This is a genomic window from Paenibacillus pabuli NBRC 13638 (genome assembly GCF_001514495.1).
Taxonomy (GTDB): Bacteria; Bacillota; Bacilli; order Paenibacillales; family Paenibacillaceae; genus Paenibacillus; species Paenibacillus pabuli.
In genome coordinates, this window is the sequence record NZ_BCNM01000042.1 from 1 (window position 1) to 18,059 (window position 18,059).

General features: G+C 47.6%; 15 protein-coding genes and 1 riboswitch. Of the genes, 2 read left to right on the forward strand and 13 right to left on the reverse strand.

All coding sequences use genetic code 11. The features are described from left to right. Positions 1 to 117 precede the first annotated feature (117 nt). From purF to PPA03S_RS31500, 12 genes are all read right to left on the reverse strand, one after another. Positions 118 to 1,596 (reverse strand): amidophosphoribosyltransferase, encoded by a 1,479-nt coding sequence (purF, locus tag PPA03S_RS31450; RefSeq protein ID WP_062329966.1) that lies wholly within the window; start codon positions 1,594 to 1,596, stop codon positions 118 to 120. After that, entirely contained in the window at positions 1,581 to 3,824 is a 2,244-nt protein-coding gene (gene purL / locus PPA03S_RS31455) for a phosphoribosylformylglycinamidine synthase subunit PurL (protein WP_062329967.1), read from the reverse strand. The genes purF and purL overlap by 16 nt, the downstream gene beginning before the upstream one ends. Continuing rightward, a complete protein-coding gene (gene purQ, locus PPA03S_RS31460) occupies positions 3,802 to 4,491 on the reverse strand; it encodes a phosphoribosylformylglycinamidine synthase subunit PurQ (protein WP_062329968.1) in 690 nt (229 codons plus the stop codon). The genes purL and purQ overlap by 23 nt, the downstream gene beginning before the upstream one ends. 4 nt (positions 4,492 to 4,495) lie before the next feature. Continuing rightward, positions 4,496 to 4,741: a phosphoribosylformylglycinamidine synthase subunit PurS gene (gene purS / locus PPA03S_RS31465; RefSeq protein ID WP_017690695.1), complete on the reverse strand. Its 246-nt coding sequence runs from the start codon at positions 4,739 to 4,741 to the stop codon at positions 4,496 to 4,498. Positions 4,742 to 5,335: 594 nt separating this feature from the next. Beyond that, on the reverse strand, positions 5,336 to 6,211 hold the full coding sequence (locus tag PPA03S_RS31470; protein WP_062329978.1) for a phosphoribosylaminoimidazolesuccinocarboxamide synthase: 876 nt from the start codon (positions 6,209 to 6,211) through the stop codon (positions 5,336 to 5,338). A 236-nt stretch (positions 6,212 to 6,447) separates the two neighbouring features. Further along, positions 6,448 to 7,746, reverse strand: coding sequence for an adenylosuccinate lyase (gene purB / locus PPA03S_RS31475; RefSeq protein WP_062329969.1), 1,299 nt, complete (start codon positions 7,744 to 7,746; stop codon positions 6,448 to 6,450). Then, on the reverse strand, positions 7,743 to 8,945 hold the full coding sequence (gene purK / locus PPA03S_RS31480) for a 5-(carboxyamino)imidazole ribonucleotide synthase (RefSeq protein WP_062329970.1): 1,203 nt from the start codon (positions 8,943 to 8,945) through the stop codon (positions 7,743 to 7,745). The genes purB and purK overlap by 4 nt, the downstream gene beginning before the upstream one ends. Beyond that, entirely contained in the window at positions 8,942 to 9,427 is a 486-nt protein-coding gene (purE, locus tag PPA03S_RS31485; RefSeq protein WP_062329971.1) for a 5-(carboxyamino)imidazole ribonucleotide mutase, read from the reverse strand. Before purE ends, purK begins: the two co-directional genes overlap by 4 nt. 194 nt (positions 9,428 to 9,621) lie before the next feature. Beyond that, positions 9,622 to 9,723: riboswitch (purine riboswitch) on the reverse strand. A gap of 271 nt (positions 9,724 to 9,994) precedes the next feature. Further along, complete coding sequence (locus PPA03S_RS31490) at positions 9,995 to 10,429, reverse strand: universal stress protein (protein WP_062329972.1); 435 nt, start codon at positions 10,427 to 10,429, stop codon at positions 9,995 to 9,997. Between the two features lie 196 nt (positions 10,430 to 10,625). After that, positions 10,626 to 10,889: a DUF1294 domain-containing protein gene (locus PPA03S_RS31495; RefSeq protein ID WP_062329973.1), complete on the reverse strand. Its 264-nt coding sequence runs from the start codon at positions 10,887 to 10,889 to the stop codon at positions 10,626 to 10,628. A 130-nt stretch (positions 10,890 to 11,019) separates the two neighbouring features. Further along, positions 11,020 to 11,157, reverse strand: coding sequence for a hypothetical protein (locus PPA03S_RS33535; protein ID WP_167666131.1), 138 nt, complete (start codon positions 11,155 to 11,157; stop codon positions 11,020 to 11,022). Positions 11,158 to 11,238: 81 nt separating this feature from the next. Beyond that, positions 11,239 to 13,368 (reverse strand): DNA topoisomerase III, encoded by a 2,130-nt coding sequence (locus PPA03S_RS31500; protein ID WP_062329974.1) that lies wholly within the window; start codon positions 13,366 to 13,368, stop codon positions 11,239 to 11,241. Positions 13,369 to 13,730: 362 nt separating this feature from the next. On the opposite strand from PPA03S_RS31500, the gene PPA03S_RS31505 reads away from it, so the two are divergent. Continuing rightward, positions 13,731 to 15,665, forward strand: a complete 1,935-nt coding sequence (locus PPA03S_RS31505) for an amidase family protein (protein WP_062329975.1) — start codon at positions 13,731 to 13,733, stop codon at positions 15,663 to 15,665. A 394-nt stretch (positions 15,666 to 16,059) separates the two neighbouring features. On the opposite strand, the gene PPA03S_RS31510 is transcribed toward PPA03S_RS31505, so the two are convergent. Further along, positions 16,060 to 17,055 carry a ketoacyl-ACP synthase III gene (locus PPA03S_RS31510; protein ID WP_062329976.1) on the reverse strand — a complete coding sequence of 332 codons (996 nt, stop codon included), beginning with the start codon at positions 17,053 to 17,055 and terminating at the stop codon, positions 16,060 to 16,062. 298 nt (positions 17,056 to 17,353) lie between these two features. Here PPA03S_RS31510 and PPA03S_RS31515 point away from each other — a divergent pair, with 298 nt between their 5' ends. After that, entirely contained in the window at positions 17,354 to 17,908 is a 555-nt protein-coding gene (locus PPA03S_RS31515) for an NADPH-dependent FMN reductase (RefSeq protein ID WP_062329977.1), read from the forward strand. Positions 17,909 to 18,059: the final 151 nt, after the last annotated feature.

Here is an 18,059-nt window from a genome sequence, read left to right on the forward strand (position 1 = left end):
GAGGCCCGGCGGGCAGCTGCTTCGCCTGGCTGCCTTGCCCCTGTTGCTCCGCAAGGCGGGGCTAAGGGCTAGGGCTGCGCCCGGGCGGCGAGTTACGTTTGTCTCGCCGCATTACAGCTAGCAGCTGCAGCCGAATTTCTCTTCGCCGTTGAAGTCGAGGCGGGTTGGGTAATCATGATCAAAACATGCAAGGCAGAGCCCGCCTTTATAATCATCCTGATTATTTCCCTGAATCGATGCAATCAGCCCATCGGGACTGAGGAATTCCAGAGAGTCCGCGTTGATCTCGCGGCAGATCTCTTCCACCGACAAGGATGATGCGATCAATTCACGGCTGTCCGGCGTATCAATGCCGTAGAAACACGGGTTTTTGAACGGCGGCGAGGTAATCCGCACATGCACTTCCGTTGCGCCTGCATCACGCAGCATGTTCACGATTCGGCGGGAAGTTGTACCCCGTACGATGGAATCGTCTATCATGACCACGCGTTTGCCTTCCACGACCCGACGCACAGCACTCAGCTTCATCTTCACGCCCTGCTCCCGCAATTCCTGGCTTGGCTGGATAAACGTACGTCCGGTGTATTTATTTTTGATCATACCCATCTCATACGGAATCCCGGTTTGCTCAGCATAGCCAATGGCCGCGGAAATACTGGAATCCGGTACACCTGTTACCAGGTCGGCATCGACAAAGGATTCAATCGCCATCCGGCTGCCCATCCGTTTACGCGCAGCGTGCTGGTTTGCACCATTCATGTCACTGTCGGGACGGGCAAAGTAGATATACTCCATCGCGCACAACGCCTTGCGGTGTTTGTGATGATCGAAACGGTCTTCATGAAGGCCATCAGCATCCAGTACCAACAGTTCACCAGGTTCAATGTCACGAATCAACTCTGCACCGATCGTCTCCAGTGCGCATGTCTCGGATGCGAATAGATAAGCGTCTCCCAATTTCCCCATCGTCAAGGGACGAAGTCCGTGTGGATCGGAAGCGACCAGCAGTTTGTCGTTGGTCATGATCAGAAAGGCATAGCCACCCACAATACGCTGGAATGCATCCTTTGCCGCTTCCACCAACCCCTTAGATGATCTCGCGATCAAATGGGCAATAACCTCAGTGTCACTCGTCGTTTGGAAAATGGACCCGCTCTGCTCCAGCTCACGCCGGATCGTTGGTGCATTGACGATGTTGCCGTTGGTTGCTACAGCCAGATCACCATCACGGTATTTGAATACCAATGGCTGCGCGTTCGTCAGTTTACTGTCACCGCTTGTTGAATACCGGACGTGTCCAATGGATATATCGCCAGTCAACGTCTGCATCAGGTCTTTGGTGAACACTTCCTTCACCAGACCCATGCCGCGATGATAGTTAAACTGACTGCCATCACTCACACACATGCCTGCACTTTCCTCGCCCCGATGTTGCAGCGCATGCAGTCCATAATAGGAGAGCGAAGCAGCATCAGGGTGTCTATACACCCCAAACACGCCGCATTCTTCCTTCAATTTGTCGAGTCCTTCCTTGCCGGACCCTTCGTTATAATAATCACCTGTCCACAATGGTCCTGTCGTCAGTTCATGAGACATGGAATCGCATCCTCCCAGACCTGAGCCAAACCTCCTACAGGTTCGCTCACGGCTGATGTTCCGTTCAATTCAATCGTCAGGTTACTTCCTTCTACACGTCCAATCACAGCTACAGGTACACCGCGCTCACGTACAAATGCTTCAAGTTTCCCCGCTTGCTCTGGCGTAGCCGACAACAAGATACGGGATTGGCTCTCACTGAAAAGAGCGTGATCTCCACGCAATGTCGTCTCCACATTCACCTGTGCTCCTACGTTACCGCTGATGCAAGACTCTGCGAGTGCAACAGCCAATCCGCCTTCGGACAAGTCATGTGCCGAGCGAACGAGACCGGATTGAATAGCTTCCAGCACCGTGCTGAGCAACGCTTTTTCCGTTTGCAAATTCAGCTCTGGCGGACGGCCTTCTGTTTGACCATGAACCGCGTATTGCAGCTCGCTGCCACCCAGTTCAGCTTTTGTTTCACCGAGGAGGATGATGACATCACCTTCGGATTTGAATGCTTGTGTCGTGATATGATCCGTATCATGAACGAGACCTACCATACCGACAACTGGCGTTGGATAGATGGAGCCTTTGGCGTTTTCATTATACAAACTTACGTTACCACCGATGACCGGCGTATCCAGCACACGGCAAGCTTCTGCCATACCGTCTACCGCTTTCTCCATTTGCCAGAAAATATCCGGCTTCTCCGGGTTACCGAAGTTCAGGTTGTCCGTGATCGCCAGCGGCTCTGCACCGGAACATACAATGTTACGTGCTGCTTCACTTACGGCAATCCGTCCACCAACTTCAGGATCAAGGTACACATAACGTCCATTACAGTCCGTTGTCATCGCGAGACCTTTGCGTGTACCACGAATCGTAACTACGGCTGCATCCGAACCTGGACGAACGGCAGTGCTTGTACGCACCATGTAGTCATATTGATCATACACCCATTTTTTACTTGCTACTGTTGGTGAAGCCAGCACTTGTTTCAACGCCCCGCCGAGATCCGACACTTCGTCGTAACGAAGCGTGTCGATGGAAGCACTTTGCTCATAGTAGGCAGGTACGGAAGATGGTTTATCATACACTGGACATTCGTCAACCAAAGCCGTTACCGGCATATCTCCAACCACTTCGCCGTGGTGGATCAATTTCAGACGACCGTCATCCGTTACTTTACCGACTTTGGCACAGATTACGCCCCAACGTTCAAAGATTTCCATCGCCTGCGCCTCATCCTTCGGCTCAACAACGAACAGCATACGTTCCTGTGACTCGGACAACATCATTTCGTAAGGTGTCATGCCTTCTTCACGCTGTGGAACCTGATCCAGATACAGTTCCAGACCGTTACCCGCTTTACTTGCCATTTCCGCACTCGAACATGTCAGACCTGCAGCACCCATATCCTGAATCCCGAGCACGATGCCCGTATCGATCAATTCCAGACAGGATTCCATGACGAGTTTTTCCATAAACGGGTCACCGACCTGAACGGCTGTCCGTTGGGACTCGGATTCTTCCGTCAGTTCAACCGAAGCAAAGGTCGCTCCATGAATACCATCCCGGCCAGTTGGTGGACCAACATAGTAAACAGGGTTACCCACACCTTTGGCTACGCCGCGCTGGATCTTGTCATGATCAATCAGACCCACACACATCGCGTTGACAAGCGGATTGCCTTCGTAGCTCTCATCAAACATCACTTCACCAGCAACGGTAGGAATACCGATACAGTTCCCATACCCGGCAATACCCGCTACGACATGCTCAAACAAATATTTAACGCGATCACTCTCCAGCTTGCCAAAACGAAGGGAGTTCAGCAATGCGACTGGTCGTGCACCCATGGAGAAAATATCACGGATAATGCCGCCCACACCTGTTGCCGCACCTTGGTAAGGCTCAACTGCGGAAGGATGGTTATGACTTTCAATTTTGAAAACAACGGCCTGATTGTCACCGATATCCACGATACCGGCACCTTCACCCGGTCCCATCAGGACACGTGGTCCAGTGGTTGGGAAACGGCGCAGCAGCGGCTTGGAGTTTTTATACGCACAGTGTTCGGACCACATAACACTGAATACACCGATTTCCGTATAGTTCGGCTTGCGCCCCATGAACTCACAGATCAGCTCATACTCGCTGTCAGACACGCCCATTTGTGCGTAAAGTTTATGTTCTGCGACCTGTTCTGCTGTTGGTTCCTTAGCGGATAGCTGCTGCGTCATGCCGATCCCTCCATGCTTTCAAAATAGATGTAAACATACGTTTGCCGTCTTCCGAACCGAGCAGTGAGTCCACTGCGCGCTCTGGATGCGGCATCATGCCAACCACGTTGCCACCCTCGTTGCAGATCCCCGCGATATCGCCCAGGGAACCATTCGGGTTACTGCCATATGTGAACACGATCTGGTTATTGGCTTGCAAACTTGCAAGTGTTTCTTCGTCACAATAGTAGTTTCCCTCACCGTGAGCAATCGGGATGATAATCTCTTCCCCAGGTGCATAGTCACGTGTAAATGGCGTATCTGCATTGGCCACCTTCAACACTGTATCGTGACAACGGAATTTCAGGGATGTGTTGCGGATCAATGCACCTGGAAGCAATCCCGCTTCCGTCAGGATCTGGAATCCGTTGCAAATACCGAGAATATATTTACCTTGTTCAGCAGCTTTCGCTACCTCGTTCATTACCGGTGCAAAGCGGGAAATCGCTCCGCAGCGCAGGTAGTCACCATAAGAGAAACCACCCGGAACTAGAATACAATCATAAGCCGATAGATCTGTAGCCGTGTGCCATACATAATCAACCTCTTGCCCAATGGCATCTTCTACTGCCTTGTAACAGTCGATGTCGCAGTTGGAGCCAGGGAACACAAGAACTGCAAATTTCATGAGATTAACCCTCCAATTCGTAGCGGTAATCTTCAACAACGGTGTTGGCCAACAGCTTTTCACACATGACTTTCAATCGTTTCTCCGCTTCCGCACGATCTGTTGTATCCAGGTTTAGTTCCATGACTTTACCGATCCGTACACTTTCCACTTCGTTAAATCCCATTGAATGCAGGGCTCCTTGAACAGCTACGCCTTGCGGGTCGAGTACGCTTTGCTTAATAGTGACATATACGGTTGCTTTAATCATGATCCTTATGTTCCTCCTCAGTAATGAACGGGATAAATGCTTTATGCTGTTAAAAGATGGGTTGGAGCTTGCTCCGGGGCGGATTGTTCTTCCGGTCGCTGTTGTCCCCAGGTTTTTTGGATTATTTTGGCCCGCACTGCGGTCAAAACCCGGGGACAAAGGCGAACGCTACCGCTCCTTTAAGAACAATTCCGCCCCTCCGCTAGTCCATGCGACGTTTTTTAAAGGCCTAAACCTTTTACGTTGCACGGTGTGTAATGGTCGAGACTGACCATTACGTAAAAACAGTGAATGGTCTTTAAGTTACTTTAGTAATTAGTGAATTTAATTCTCTTAATTTTTCAGGCTTCCCCTACCTGTGGGAAGCCACCGCTCTTAATTGCCTCACCCACCAGTTTGAACACTGGCGGAGGGAAAGATTTGAGCTGGAGAAGCGTAAGCGTTCGCCTTTGCAACCGGAATGTTTCCTTTTGAAAAAAAGGATTTCAATCAAAACATTCCGGGGGCAACAGCGATCGAAAGCCAAACTTTCCCATAGCTCGCTCAAACGTTAGCTTCCTCAAACTTTCCCGTAGCTCGCTCAAACGTTAAACTTTATTGTGCCGTTAAACGGTTATAAATATCGACGTATCTTGCAGTTGTTGCCTCCACTACCGCTTGGGGGAGTGGATCAGGTTTGCTGTTCTTGTCCCAATCGGTTCCAGCGAGATAGGTGCGCACTGGTTCTTTATCCATGCTGTCGATCTCGATATCAAGTGCGTAATTCTCTTTGGCCCAGAAGCGTGAAGCATCTGGGGTGAAGATTTCGTCGATCAGGATGACCTTGCCATCCACGATGCCGAACTCGAATTTGCAGTCTGCCAGAATGATGCCACGCTGATCACAGTAATCACGAGCGAATTCGTACAAGTGCAAGCTTTTTTCCTGAAGCTCCATTGCAAGTCCGTCTCCCACCAGTTCTTTCATGCGATCCATTGGAATATCCTCATCGTGCCCTACATCATTTTTGGCTGCCGGGGTGAAAATGGGAACTTCGAGCTTGGCGTTCTTGCGCAGTCCTTCAGGCAGTTTAATGCCATTCACTTCACCGCTCGTCTCGTATTGTCTCCATCCACCACCAGTGATGTATCCACGCACGACACACTCAATATCAATGCGTTCTGCTTTGCGGGTTACCATGATGCGGTCTTTGAGCAATTCAGGGTCTGTGATGAGGTCACCCAGTTGATTCACATCGGTATGAACCACGTGATTCTCCATCATGCTACCTGTCAGTTCAAACCAGAAGCTGCTGAGTTTGTTCAGTACGTTTCCTTTCTCGGGAACTGCCGGGTCCAGCACATAATCAAATGCCGAGATTCGGTCGGTAACCACGATCAGAAAATGTTCCCCCAGATCGTACAATTCACGTACTTTTCCTTTATATAACAGAGGTGCTTTAACGAGATCTGCCGCAGTGGACAGTGCCATGGGCTCACCTTCTTTCAGGAGATGTAAGGCTAAGGACAGAATCCTGATGGTGCGGACTCCACTCCGATGACAGAACAATCTTCCGATCGCTGTTACCCCCAGATTTTTTGATTCCACTTTTTCAAAGTGAAAATCCGGGGATAAAGGCGAACGCATCCGCTTCTTCAGCTTATTTCTGTCCTCTGCGTTCCCTGCAAACCCATCATTCTGTTCTCTAGCCTTATGAGAGTAAAATGTTAGTCGTTCAAACCAAGCTTTTTGAAGATGGTGTCTACGTGCTTCAAGTGCCATGACGGGTTGAATGCATCTGCGATTTCTTCTTCGTTCAGCACTTCCATGATTTCCGGGGTGGATTTCACGATATCCTGAAACTGACGTTGTTCTTCCCATGCTTGCATCGCACGTGGTTGAACGGTATCATATGCCTGCTCACGGCTGAAACCTTTGTCGATCAGCTTCGTCATTACGCGACCCGAGAATGGCACGCCGAAGGTACGCTCCATGTTGCGTTTCATATTTTCAGGGAATACCGTCAGGTTCTTCACGATGTTGCCAAAACGATTCAGCATGTAGTTCAGCAGCATCGTTGCATCCGGCAGAATGATACGTTCTACAGAAGAATGTGAGATGTCGCGTTCATGCCAGAGCGTTACGTTCTCGTATGCCGATACCATATGTCCGCGAATGACGCGAGACAGACCGGAAATGTTTTCACTGCCGATAGGGTTACGCTTGTGCGGCATCGCGGAAGATCCCTTTTGACCTTTTGCAAAAGCTTCTTCCACTTCACGGAATTCACTCTTCTGCAGTGCACGTACCTCTGTAGCAAACTTGTCCAGAGACGTTGCGATCAATGCCAGCGTAGCCATATATTCTGCGTGACGGTCACGTTGCAATGTTTGAGTCGAGATTGGTGCAGGCTTCGTGCCCAGTTTCTCGCAGACGAACTCTTCAACAAATGGATCGATATTTGCGTATGTGCCTACTGCTCCAGAGATTTTACCGTATTGCACGTTGTCTGCTGCATGACGGAAGCGCTCCAGATTCCGTTTCATTTCTTCATGCCAGAGTGCCATTTTCAGACCAAACGTCGTGGGCTCCGCATGTACCCCATGTGTACGTCCCATCATAGGTGTGTGCTGATAAGTCAGTGCTTTTTCACGAAGAATTTCAATGAAATTCACGATATCCTTTTCCAGAATCTCATTCGCTTGACGCAGTACATAACCCAGAGCCGTATCCACGACATCTGTGGAAGTCAGTCCGTAGTGAACCCATTTCCGCTCTGCACCCAGACTTTCAGATACCGTACGTGTAAAAGCAATAACGTCATGACGTGTTTCCTTTTCAATCTCATAGATGCGGTCGATGTCAAAAGATGCGTTCTGACGAAGCAATGCTGCTTCTTCCTTAGGGATTACACCCAGTTCAGCCCACGCCTCACATGCACAAATTTCAACTTCCAGCCACGATTGGAATTTGTTCTCTTCGGTCCAGATGGCTCTCATTTCGGGTCTGCTATAACGTTCAATCATGAATTTGTATTCCTCCAGAGGTTAGTTTGTTCAATCCATTGCAATCCTTCTTCAACATCCTGACAAAGCAGATTCACATGCCCCATCTTACGTCCTGTTTTTGCTTCGGTTTTACCATATATGTGAAGCTTGGGAATCACACCGAGCTCTATCGCTTCTGCATCAGGTTGCCCTGTTCTGGCGATAATGCCTTCCAGATGTTCTCCAAGCACATTGACCATAACAACCGGGCTCAATAACGAAGTATCTCCAAGTGGTAATCCGCAAATCGCACGAATATGCTGTTCGAACTGTGATGTGGCACAGGCTTCCATTGTATAGTGACCGGAGTTATGCGGCCTAGGTGCCAGCTCATTTACATATAGTCTTCCATCTGCCGCAACAAACAGCTCCACCGCCAGCAATCCAACAGCTTGCATCGATTGTGCCACGGCCGCCGCCAACTTCTGCGCCTCAATCTGTATTTCGGTCGCCACTCTTGCCGGCACGATCGAAGCATGCAAAATGTTGTTCACGTGGATGTTCTCGGCAGGCGGGAACGTTTTGATCTCCCCGTTTGTACTACGCGCTACAACGACCGAAATCTCGCATTCGAACTTAATGAATTGTTCCAGCACCAGCTCCGCACCTGTAGCTGCAAGTTCTTCATATGCGGCAACAGCCTCACTCGCTTCCCGAATTACACGCTGGCCTTTGCCATCGTAACCACCAGTCACCGTCTTCAGTACACACGGTACTCCAAGTTCGCTTACAGCAGCAAGCATCGTATCCGCACTTGTGATCTCACGATAAGGCGCGACTCTTACTCCAGCAGCTTCGATCGCACGTTTTTCACGCAACCGATGTTGTGTGGTGTACAGTAACGCACTTCCTTGCGGAACGTAAGACTCACGTTCGAGCAGCCCAGCGACTTCTGCATCCACATTTTCGAATTCATACGTAATGACATCGCATTGCCGAGCCAGTTCAAGTGCAGCTTTGGCATCGTCATAACCAGCTTCAATCTGACGAGCAACTTGACCACAAGGTGCATCCGCAGCGGGATCAAGAGTAACGAATCGATACCCCATTGCCGTTCCTGCGAGCGTCATCATACGTCCGAGCTGTCCGCCTCCAAGAATGCCGATGGTTGTCTTCCCTGGCAGCAAGACACTTTTCAGCTCTCCTGCGATGCCGGATTGGTTCCCTGTACTACTCATAGTTCTTCACTGCTTTCGAGTACTTCTTGTTTGATGCGCTCTCGGCGAGCTTCAGAGCGACGTTGGACATCCGGGTCAAAAGCACCGATCATTTGAGCTGCCAGCAATCCTGCATTCGTTGCCCCTGCCTTGCCAATCGCCACAGTTGCGACGGGAATACCACCAGGCATCTGAACAATGGACAACAAGGAATCGAGACCGTTCAATGCTTTGGATTGAACGGGAACGCCAATGACCGGAAGAATCGTTTTGGAAGCGACCATACCGGGCAGATGTGCTGCCCCGCCTGCGCCTGCAATGATCACCTTGAATCCTCGATCAATTGCTTGCTCTGCGTATTCGAACATCAAATCCGGTGTACGATGGGCTGAGACAACTTTTTTCTCATAACCGATTTCCAGTTCATCCAGCACCTCGCACGCATGCTTCATCGTTTCCCAATCCGACTTACTGCCCATAATTACAGCGACTTGCAGTGACATGAATACATCCAACTCCCGTCTGAGCTTTTTTGATTACATCTGACTATTAAGGAACTCTTATTACGTGTGAAATGAAAAAATCCGCTACCCTCGAAAACATCACATTTTCTTCGGACACCGGACTCCAAGAAATACGTATCCCGCATTTGGGCATGCCAAAAGTGGGCTTGCTGTCCGCATCTGTATTCATGCGACTCTCAGCCGTATCTCCTCGTAGTCCGGAAATTTACGGTTCCCGGGTAGATACTTCCGGGCCCTATTCCCGGCGTTATACGAGCAAATATCTATTTCAAACTATCGTATTGATTTTATTCCATCCTCTACACGCTTCGCTCTTACTCGACCTTATTTTCATCTGATCGACACATCTAACATTTTAACAATCCCCTACAGCTAATGTCAACTTAAAGACGAACATTTAACATATTGACAAATATAATGTTCGGGAATAACGAGCATTATCGAGATCGTTCTTCCAATTTAGGGCAAAAAAGAAAGCCGACCCCTCTTCAATCCATCGAAGACAGCCGGCTTCCTGCTTATTTATTGTAAACTTTATTTCTACATTTATTTCACGATAAGAACCGGAACCCGAGCATGCTGCACCACGTTATGACTGACGCTTCCCAACACAAACTCACGAATTCCTCCGAGACCACGGCTACCAATAATAATGATGTCCGATTCGTTCTCTTTGGCATAATCCAGAAGAACCTCGGCAGCAGCACCCTGAATCAAATCGACGTTTGCTGTAATTCCTGCAGCCTGGATTCGCTCTTTCGCTTCATCTGTGGTTTGAACAGCCAGATTATAATAGTCATTATTGATTGATGGCGGCAATGGTGCCAATCCTTCTCCAATGAATACACGCGGGAAATCAAAGGCATGAATAACATCCAGTACAGCGTTCGGGGAAACTTTAGCTAACTCAATCGCACGATCAAGTGCTTTATTTGAAGCTTTTGAACCGTCGTAAGCAACCAGTATTTTAGAGAATAACATGTAAATCCCGTCCCTTCCTTTATATGTAGAACACTCGAAGCAAGCTTCGGTCTGACCTAAAATATAATACAAAAATCATGTAACTCCTTAAACGTCCCTAGACCCAAATGAACCGTTCATACGAAAAAAAATGACATAACATTACGAATAATTCACATGATACAACAGATTATTTACATACAAGTATTCCGTCACCTTATTGCAGAAAATAACCATAGATTACCGCATTCAGAAACAACAGCAACGGAATACCAATCGTGAAGCTGGGATGTTTTGTTTTGTGACGTTTACGATACATGGCAATCCATACTCCTAATGCACCACCGATGAAAGCTAGCAGAAAGAGCGTTCGTTCGGGTGTACGATCACGACGGCGTTGCGCTCGTTTCTTATCATCTGACATGACCAGGTAACTTACTACATTGATAAATAAGAACCACAATATCAAACCGGTTTGCATATCCTTTTAGCGGTCCCCCTATCCCGGGACATTTCCCTGTACCTCCATTATAATCCTCTGAAGGAACATGATCAACGCGAGAAGGGAACCGCAAAGATATTCAGAAGCTAATGAAGCCCGAATACTGAACCTATGACTCCTGTTTAGGAATACCATTCAGGCTGGGAACTCTTTTCGCTGCTTTGTCGGGACGTACAGCGATACTCTCTTCCTGAATGCTGTCTTTATTCTGTTGGTTATGAATCTTCTCTGGTTTGTTATGTGGCATCTGCGTATCACCTCCTAGGCTTACGTTGCCTGAAAAAGGAGAATCTTATACGACCATCACCGCTTGTGTTCTTCCAAAGACTTATTCTCCCTTTTTCTCCATGGCTGCCTTCAGCAATTCACCCAGATTGGAGCCGATCGACTCCTGTTTCGCATATTGCTTGACCAGCTTTTGCTGATCGCGTTTGTTCACATGCTGTTTATCTTTATCCAATGTTTCCGTGATACCGCATGGCAGACATTGCACGTACAAACCTGCTTTGCCCTCTTTTATTTCCATCTTTTTGTGACACTGTGCACAGCGTCGGTTGGATAATCGTTTCTCTGCCGAACGACGATACCCGCAATCCTCTGTTGGACACACGAGGAACTTGCCGCGTTTGCCCTTCTTCTCCAGCAAGCGGGCATTACAATCCGGGCAGTGACTATTGGATACATTATGTGGCTTATACTCGGCTTTGCTTCCTTTTACCGTAGATACAAGCTCCTTCGCCATCGAACGGATACTTTCCAGGAAAGGTTCAGGCTTCCCTTGTCCACGGGCAATACGCTCCAGTTCAGCTTCCCAGCGGGCTGTTAACTCCGGAGTACGCAGCTGAGGAGCAGCCAGTTCAATCAACTGCTTTCCTTTTCCAGTTGGATGCATGCTGTTGCCTTGACGATCAATAGTATCGGAACTGACCAGCTTTTCGATAATATCTGCACGTGTAGCCGGCGTACCCAATCCATGCTTCTCCATTTGGGATAGCAAAGCTGCTTCAGTATATCGTTTAGGCGGCATCGTTCGTCCACTTTTGATATGACACCGTTGAACGGTCACGGACTGACCTTGCTGTACGTCTGGCAAAAGTGCACGCTCATGGTCTGACGGGTCGTCAGCACGATCATCATCTTCATCGCTATAATCCCCTCCGTACACTTCACGCCAGCCGCTTTCTTTGACCGTTGTGCCCTTCACATGGAAGGAATCAGTGCCCACCTGAACTGTGATCGCCACAGAATCGTACTTCGCCGCTGGATAGAACAAGCTGATAAAGCGGCGTACGATGAGATCATATAACTTCCGTTCCTCTGGATTCAACTGATTGAGGAGAACCGTCTGTTCAGTTGGAATGATCGCGTGGTGATCGGTCACCTTGCTGTCATCCACGATTCGTTTGGTGATATTCAGATTTTTACGCAGCAATGGACGAGCCAAAGACGCATAAGGGCCAATAGCTACACTCTCCAAGCGTTCTTTCAAGGTACCTGTCATATCCGAAGTCAGGTAACGGCTGTCTGTACGCGGATAGGTGACCAGCTTGTGCTGTTCGTATAGTCGTTGCAGTACATTCGAAGTTTGTTTGGCAGAAAAACCGTATTTCCGGTTGGCGTCCCGTTGTAATTCCGTCAAGTCATAAGCCAGCGGATGCGGCTCCACCTTTTCGCTTTTTTTCACTTGGGCAATCGTACCCTTGCGACCATCTACCCGTTTCTTCAATTCTTGTGTCTCTTGGGGATCGAAGATGCGTGAATCACCACCTGCAGCGCGCCATACGGCCTGAAAACCACCCAAATCTGCCGTTAACATCTCGTATTCCTGCGAGCGAAAACCGTTAATCTCATTTTCTCTGTCCATAATCATGCCAAGTGTAGGCGTCTGTACCCGGCCAGCCGACAATTGCGCATTAAACCGAACCGTTAATGCACGAGTCACATTAAGACCGATCATCCAATCCGCTTCCGCCCGGCAGCGTGCCGATTCATAGAGACGATCAAATTGGCTGCCTGGCTTCAGCGAGGCAAATCCATCCTTGATTGCCTTGTCCGTCTGGGATGATATCCACAGCCGTTTGAACGGCTTTTTCCACTGCGCCATCTGCATAATCCACCGAGCCAACAATTCTCCTTCACGCGCTGCATCCGTTGCAATAACCAGTTCTCCGACATCCTGACGTTTCATCAGCTGCTGTACCGCTTTGTATTGGTGATTTGTCTCTTTGAGCACCTTCAGTTTGGTACGATCGGGCAGAATCGGCAAATCCTCCAGATTCCACGTTGCATACTTTTTGTCATAATCCTCTGGTTCTGCCAATCCAACCAAATGTCCAAGCGCCCAGGTCACGATATATTTCGGGCCTTCCATATAGCTTTTATGTTTATCACGCGCCCCCATCACTCTGGCTATTTCGCGTGCCACAGATGGTTTTTCTGCGAGTACCAATGTTTTCACTCAACCTCTTCCTTTCTACGTCAAAACCTAACTCTTCTTCTTTTTATATCATTTCATCGTTCCATTATAACATTTCGTGATATGGCTTTGTTGCCCCCTCTTACGTTACTCGCCTTCTTATATGTTTGTTCATCAAATATTAATGTCAGATAATATAACACAATAATCTTCGACAATATTCTTCTACGCATGAGATACGTAGGATTTGGCACGAAAAACATTGAATTCACAAACTGTATGCGTTTTTATGGATAAATATGAGTGTTGTAAGAATACCTTACATATATTTAGAATGTGACAAAAGCAACTATATCAGCTTCGCTAACACACATCATTGATACACAGGAAGGGAGCGTGGATGCATGACTTATCATGGATCTGTATTGAAAAAAAGTGGGGCTTTGTTACTGGCCGGAGCAGTTGTTGCCACAACATGGGGAGGAACGGCTCCCGCAGCGTCAGCGGCAGCAGCAACGCCTTCGAGCAAAATTACGGTTGCAGCCGTAACCGCTGGTAAGGCCCCTGTCACAGCAGCGGCATTTGTTCAAGCGATGGAAGAAGCGGCTGCACTTGCAGGTGTTCCCTTTTCCATGGATAAACTTTCAGGCACAACGGTACAGCGTAAAGATGCTGCTGTAGCCCTGCAAACATGGCTGAAGCTGGAATCAACACCAGATTATTTCAAGGATATTCCGGACCAGGCCAGCTTTGCCGGAGCTGTTGGCGCCCTGAACACCGCAGGGTTAATGAAAGGCTATACAGACTCTCTTTTCCTTCCTAATGCAGTACTTACTCAAAATGATGTCGCCATACTGAAAGACCGCATTTATAACTACATAAAGCCTTTTGTTCTGGAGGAAGCAACCATCACGGATCTCCAGGCTGCCATGACGCAAGGAAAACTGACATCCAAAGAACTTGTTCAGAAATATCTGGATCGCATTGAAAAATACGATGATCAGGGTGTGAGCATTAACGCAGTCTTAACCTTGAACCCGGATGCTCTCCAGATCGCTGAAACTTTGGATGAAGAACGTGCAGCTCAAGGTGCCCGCGGACCTTTACATGGTATTCCGATTTTGGTCAAAGATAACTTTGATACAAACGATATGCCTACAACCGCTGGTTGTATCTGTTTGAAAGATTCTGTACCTGCTCACGATGCTGAACAAGTGAAGAAGCTCAAAGCAGCTGGTGCCATTATTTTGGGCAAAACCAATCTGCATGAATTCGCATTCGGCATTACCACTTCCAGCTCTCTGGGTGGACAAACGCTGAATCCTTATGCATTGGATCATTATCCAGGCGGATCAAGTGGTGGTACAGGTGCCGCTATCGCCTCAAACTTTGCAGCTGCAGGCATGGGTACTGACACGGGCGGATCCATCCGTATCCCTTCCAGCTTCAACAGCCTTGTTGGTATTCGTCCAACGATCGGACTGTCCAGCCGTGAAGGGATCATCCCTCTCGCATTGACACAGGATGTCGGTGGCCCTATGGCTCGTACTGTAAGTGATGCTGCAATTATGCTGGACGCTACAGCCGGTTATGACAAAAACGATGTCGCTACTGCCTACGCTGTAGGAAAAATTCCTTCCAGCTATACAGATTTCCTGGATATAAACGGACTGAAAGGTGCACGGATCGGTGTGGCCACCGAACTCATTCCGAGTACCAAAGCTGAGGAAAAGGCTGTGGCTGACGTAATTAACAATGCTGTAGAAGAACTCAAGTCTCTGGGAGCTACGGCCGTTCCGATCAGCATTCCGAATCTCGCGGAAATCAACAAATATCCGAGCTTGAGTGGATACGAGTTCAAATTCCAACTGAATGACTACCTGGAATCCCTTGGTGACAAGGCCCCTTATCACAGCTTGTCCGAGATTATTGCTTCTGGGCAGTTCGACAAGTCACAAGAACAGTCAATGAAGACTCGTGATGCACGGGAAACATTGGAAACTGCTGAATACAAAGATATCGTTCTGAAACGTACGAAAGTTACACGTGAGTCCTTGCTGAAAGTTATGGCTGATAACCACCTGGATGCCATTATCTATCCAACATCCACACAAGCCGCTGGAGTTATTGGCGAAGGACAAAACTCCGGTGGGAACAACCGCTTGAGTCCATTCTCCGGCTTCCCGGCAATTACCGTACCTGCCGGTTTTACAACGGAAGGGCTGCCAGTAGGTATGGAATTCCTGGGCCGTGCCTTTGATGAGGGAACCTTGATCAAGCTGGCTTACAGCTATGAACAAGGGACTCATCACCGCCAAGCACCTAAGCTCACACCATAAACCTTTCATGAGGTTAATAAAAACCAAAAGTCATGATTAAATAACATAAGGGGTGTCCCATAAGTCATAAATATGACGGAGGACACCCCTTATGAGCATTATTTTATTCTAAAGAATCTAGCACACGCTATTTACTCCGATGCTGCATGTCTGAGGTCTAATGATGCACAGAGACGTTATTTCGTCGATTCGTAAATTTCAGGTGCTGACACTATGATTATGACGGAATAACGTTACTGAGATTCGTTATATGTCAAGTTACTTGATTATCCACCTATTAGAATACGGCAAGTTCGTTAGCGCATGTAGCGAAAGACCATCCCTTTCCGGGTCCCCTTTTAGATATCTCAATCAGTGTTAGGGTAATATATATTTGATTCATTTTTTGGGTTCATTATTGAGTATCAGGCACGCTCCATCTAAGCACCAAACCAGCGTACGTCAGGCCACCGCCAAAGCCAAAAAGAGCTATGCTTTGTCCTTCTTTTAACTTCCCTTCATCTACTGCAAGCTGCAGAGCGAGCGGAATGGAAGCCGCCGAGGTATTTCCCCGATACTCCACACTAGTTAACGTACGTTCCAGCGGAATTGGACCACGTTCGCACACCGCTTCAATCATTCTTAGATTCGCACTATGGGGAACAAACCAATCGATCTGATCCGGTTTCATCTCTGCTTTGGCTATAAGTCCACTTAATTGTTCTGGAATCGTGCGTACTGCCCACTTATAGATCTCTCTGCCATTCTGGACAAGACATCCCTCACCCTCAAGCGGTACACCATTCATCTCAGAGGATAGACCCGTCTTATAGAGATGAATACCTCCTTCTCCACTCGTGCCTGAGATGGCTGCCATAAAGTCACCTTTACCAGCAGCTCTTTCTACCAAAAACGCTCCTGCCCCGTCCCCGAACAACACACATGTCGTACGGTCTGTATAATCGGTAATCTTGGATAATGTCTCTGCTCCAATAACCAGAACCTTATGATACATACCACTGGTCACCAAACTATCAGCCAACTGCAATCCATACGTAAACCCTGCACATGCCGCATTCAAATCAAGCACTCCCGTATGTGGAATCTTCAGATTCGCTTGTACTCTGGATGCTGTGCTGGGAAATGAATATTCAGGTGTGCTGGTAGCCACCAAAATCATATCCACATCTTCTATATTGACGTTATAACGACGCATCATATCTTCTACAGCCTTGGTCGCCAGATCAGATACAAATTGATTATCAGCTGCTATACGCCGTTCTCTCATCCCAGTGCGCTGTACAATCCATTCATCACTCGTGTCGACCAGCTTCTCCAAATCAGCATTACTTAATATTCGATCCGGTACATACGTACCCATTGCGGTAATGGTTGACATTGATTGATTCATACCGGTAGTCACCTCGTTTGTTTTTTATCATTATAGCACTAAGTATTAGTACTTGGTACTAATTTTTTTAAAATATTTATGGTTATCTTTTATCTGCAGTTATTTATAGTGCCCTTTAACATACCTATTACCCAGAGCCATGCAAAGAATAATATGCATTTTTGATGAAGAAATGTGGCTATTCCCTGAGAAACATGAAGAATACCTTAATTAAATCCGTTTTTTATAGACAGTCTACTCCTAGAGGAGGAAAATAATTAAATCGCCTACATTACTAAAGAATAGAGATGATGTTACATTGAAGGAAAAATTAAATATTCTTGCGATTTCCGGAAGTCTGCGCAATCAGTCCTCTAATACGTTACTAATGCATGCCATAATTAATCTGGCTCCTCCTAACCTTACATTTGAAGTATACAATGGTTTAAATGATCTACCGCATTTTAACCCTGACCTCGATGTTGAAGAAGGTCCATTGCCCGTGCAGAATTTGAGAGCTCAACTGGAGCACTCGGACGGAGTTCTGATCTGCACGCCAGAGTATGGAAACGGAGTTCCCGGCACCTTAAAAAACGCATTAGATTGGGTTGTATCTTCTGGAGAATGGCTTAATAAACCCACCGTTGCCATCGCTGCTTCTCCAAGCCCCATGGGCGGTGACAAAGCCCACGCCTCACTATTGCTGACGTTAAACATGATTAATGCCCAAGTCTTACATGAGGCCTCCCTAACCATTCCTCATATTACGTTGAAGATGAATAAACAAGGGGACATTATTGATTCAGAGACTCAGCATGAATTGGAGAATTCGCTTCTAAGCCTAGCGGATGCATGCAATCAAATGAATAACTAAAAACAGAGTCTGCTTAAATTAAACTGACTATAAAGAAATGAACAGGCTATAAATTTAACAGGTTCACATAAATTGAAATAAAAAAACAACCCTGGGTTTTCTCCGGGCTGTTATGGTTTATAATGGCTTTCTATATCTCCTAATAAACAAA